Raw genomic sequence first — 2,764 nt, 5'->3', positions numbered from 1 at the left:
GGTTGTACTGAGTCTGCTTTTCCCGGTGTACGGCACAGAGCCAGCCGCCCGGTTTGCCGCAGATGCGGCAGCAGTTGGCGTCTCGCTTTCTGAGGGCGTACCGAGCTTGGCGACTGATGGGGAGCAGAGCGTATTTATCGTAGATGAGTGCGGGCATCGAGGTAGGGAATAGGGTGACTTAGTTGGTGTCAACAAAATTTTTTTTTTGAAGGGGGTAGGTTGACATCTTTTTATGGGTAGAAAATTTTTTTTTGGAGGGGTGCGCGATGGGAGGAGTGCGGGGTGGCGGGCGAAAATATACGGTCCCTTATAGTGGTTTTTATATACCTATACAGTGTCACACTATATACCCATACAGTGTCACACTATATCCGAATTGAACATAATGTCTATTGTACGGTGACGGCGGCGCTTGTATAGTGTCACACTATATCGGAGACTTGCCTATATCGGACGGCGGAGACGGTGAGGCGGCGCTTGCTTGGCCATTCCTTCACATCGTCACATTTTCATGCGTTTATATGTCCGGGCTTTTCCCTTTGCCGATTGCCAACGGGCAAAGGTTTAGCTTTCCCTTTGTTTTTGGCGGGCGATCAAGCCCATTGCCCGCCGTCGCCCTTTTTTCTTGCTTGTCAAACTACTTAAAAAAGCAAACTCTCTCAAAACAGTGTTTTGCCTATTACTACTATATATTATCTTACTTTCTATTTTTATACAGAACGGAATATAGAAAAGGATTTGTACGAGAGTCTGCTTTTAAGAACACGGTTGACACTAAGCCCGCAACGGCGCACACTCGGCAAATGCTTATTCTCTGCCTCCGCCTCGCCGTTGCCCGCAACATTCTTGCCCGCCTCCGCCATTGCTACGCCATTGCGCCGTCCGCTTATTTGCGCGTCGTCATCGAACACGCTGTTTTTGCCGTTCGCCAAGCCCGCGCCGCACTAAAGGCTGATCGCCAAGCCCGACAAGCCGCGTTTGCGCTCCGTTGCCAAGCCGCAAGCGCCAAGCGCCAAGCCGCAAGCGCCAAGCGCCAAGCCAAGCGCAAAGCCCGCCAAGGTCGCCTCACCATTAAAGAGGCGGAGCGCTTTTCCCGAGAACAAGCCGCAACGCAAAGATTGAAAGCGCTTGAGGAACGGCAACGCAAAGCCCGCCAAGCCCGCCAAGCGTTGCAAATGGCAATCGGCGCGGAGAAAATCCGGCGAGCAAAAGAAAAGTCCGAAAATAGGTTGACACGTTTGAAACGCTCTGAATGATGACAAACGACGGCGGGCAATCCCGCACGCTGTCACCCTATCAAATCGCATGAAAAACCGCATTGCCCGCATCATTTTTGAAACCCTCATTTGCGCCGCAATCGGCGCTCTCTTTGGCGTCGCCCTCGGCTTCGCCTTTTAACCAAAAACACAAAACACGAAAACACGAAAACACATGAAACACTCCGCACTGTTAGTTGATAATTTGAAACACATACACGATCACGGGCTTGCCGTGGAATTCACCTCGCCCAAATTGATTTCCCTTTTGACCTACCTCAGAGGCAAGCAAGGCGTCACCCATCTAAAGGCAGGACATTCGACCCTCAAAATTACCACACTCGGCAACGTCACAAAAACGGAAGCCTTTTGGTCTGTCGGGAAAAATTACCGGGCATCTCTGCACTACTATGAAGCCGCCACCGGCTTGAAGTACACGGTCAACCGCGACAACGGCGCGGATTACGAGACCGCTTTCTTCACTCTCAACGCCGTAATTTTTGGCGGAGAATTACCCGCGATTTGGAGAATCTCATTTGGCGCACAAGCCGACAAACTCCGCGATTGGTTGAAAAAGTGGGCTTTCACCATTACGGGAAGCAACGGTTTGCGCGGGCAAGCAATCTCCGCCCGCTTGGCGCAACTCATGGAAACCCGGCGGAGTGCGTCCAACGTGCACGCAAGTGCAGAGGCCCATCATTCAAAGTACGTTAACGACGCCACCGCCGAGTTCTTCCGCACGAAACACTCGGAAGCGAGGGCGAAGCTTGCGGCCACACTCGCCCAAATCGAAACGAGAACGGAAGCGACGCGCAAAAGCCAAGCTGAAGCGGAGAACGAAACCAACGCGGAAGCGCTTTGGACCAAAAATTGGGAGCATTCCCTCGGCTTGTCGCGATCCTATGAAGGAATCACTCATTTCCCCGCTACCGCGTCGCAGTACTCCCACCCCGTCCAATCGGCCAATTACTCCGCCACCGTTTCCCCGTCCGGTGAGGTTTCGCTTTCGTCCGGTATTAAGTGCGAATTTACGGCAAACCAAGTACTCGCTTGGCTGAAAGGCGAAGCTCAAGCGCCACACTCTTCCCGCTACGGCACTTTGCAACGCATCGAGGCCTCAACTCGCGAGGGTGCGGCGCTTGTACTACTCAAATGCGGATGTCACTTTGTCGATGCATCCAACGTTTCCACCGAATTTGCCGAATTACTCAAGCCCGCCCACACGGTGACACTTACATCCGGCAAACCCCGTGCGGATTTTGGCACTCCGGAATTTGCGGAAAGACTCCGGGAAAGGTTTGCGGAAAGACTAGCCGAACAAGAAACGCAACGGGCAAACGCCATTCGCGAATTTGCGGACCGTCGCGCATACCTTGAAAAAGAGGAAACCAATTTGCCCGCAACCATAGCCGGTTTGAAAGTCAAAATGGACGCCGCAAAAGCGGCGCTTGACCAAGCCGACAAAGCACTTGAAACCGCAAAAGGTGTTTCCCCGCTTGGCGCGGATT

2 protein-coding genes are annotated in these 2,764 nt (G+C 52.8%); both read left to right on the top strand.

The features are described from left to right. The first annotated feature begins 419 nt into the window (after nucleotides 1-419). A complete protein-coding gene (locus tag ACILQR_RS16585; protein WP_395652462.1) occupies nucleotides 420-1,256 on the top strand; it encodes a hypothetical protein in 837 nt (278 codons plus the stop codon). A gap of 175 nt (nucleotides 1,257-1,431) precedes the next feature. Continuing rightward, nucleotides 1,432-2,764 (top strand): hypothetical protein (locus ACILQR_RS16580; protein WP_395652461.1); only part of this gene is annotated, 1,333 nt, incomplete at its 3' end.

The organism is Brevundimonas sp. (genome assembly GCF_044239655.1).
In the GTDB taxonomy this organism is placed as follows: domain Bacteria; phylum Pseudomonadota; class Alphaproteobacteria; order Caulobacterales; family Caulobacteraceae; genus Brevundimonas.
This window is presented reverse-complemented; position numbering and strand designations above follow the sequence as displayed.